General features: G+C 68.9%; 1 protein-coding gene. It reads right to left on the bottom strand.

What is annotated here, in order from left to right:
• On the bottom strand, positions 1–833 hold an 833-nt coding region (locus ACSDR0_RS50825), incomplete at its 3' end, for an ISL3 family transposase (protein WP_435296171.1).
• Between the last annotated feature and the right edge of the window lie 77 nt (positions 834–910).

The raw sequence follows: 910 nt of genomic DNA, 5'->3' as shown, positions 1-910 counted from the left end.
ACACCCTGGTTGAGCAGGGCATGGACCTGCTGCCAGCGCTCGCGCGTGGTGGTGGCCCGCACCCCCTGTTTCGGCGGCGGGCCGGTCTTGCCCCAGCAGACCGAGTGCGCGGCGACCTCCTTCACCACGGCTTCGGCCAGGTTGTGCCAGATATGCCAGCGATCACCGACCTGCACCGCTTCAGGCAGGGCACGACGGATTGCCTCAGCGTAGGCGCCACTGCTGTCGCGGCACACCACTCGCACGCCGGGATGGGCACGTAGCCACGCCTCCAAGGTGTCGGCCTGACGGTCGGCGAGCACGTCGATCCGCTCCCGCGTGATCGCGTCGATGATCACCGTGGCGTAGCGGTGCCGTTTGCGGAGCGCGAAGTCGTCCACCCCGATCACCTCCGGCGCCGGATGAACCGGCAGAGGCAAACGCAGCAACGACCGGATCGCGCTCTGCCGCGATAGCCCGACTCCCAGCACCGCCAGTAGCCGAGACGCTGCCCGCCCTGCCAACTCCCGCACCACCGCCCCCACCTGCGTGGTCAAGGCGATCGTGCGGCGTTGATACGGCTCGGCCAGCCCGGGCAACGGCTCCCGGAACGTCTGCCGCTCGCACTCGACCCGCGCACACCTCAACCGCCGAAACCGCAGCCGCACCAGCACTCGCTGCCCACCAATCGGAAGGTCAGCCAGCTGCCGATCCACATAGCCGTGCACCCGCCCGGCTGCCCCGCAGCCGGGACACGCCACCGGCGCGCCCGTGGAGGCGACATGTACCACGATCGTCCCGGTCCCGGGCTGAACGCTGCCGATGACCAGGCCGGCCAGTTGAGGGAAGACCAGCCCCGCAAGATCCTTTACGTCACACCGGTGTCACGCTGACACAGCACCCCGAGATAGCCATGGACCAACACGAACTA

Origin of the sequence: Streptosporangium sp. G11 (assembly GCF_051192615.1) — a bacterium.
In the GTDB taxonomy this organism is placed as follows: Bacteria; Actinomycetota; Actinomycetes; order Streptosporangiales; family Streptosporangiaceae; genus Streptosporangium.
Note: the sequence above shows the minus strand (reverse complement) of the source record. Positions and strands in the feature narration are given on the sequence as shown.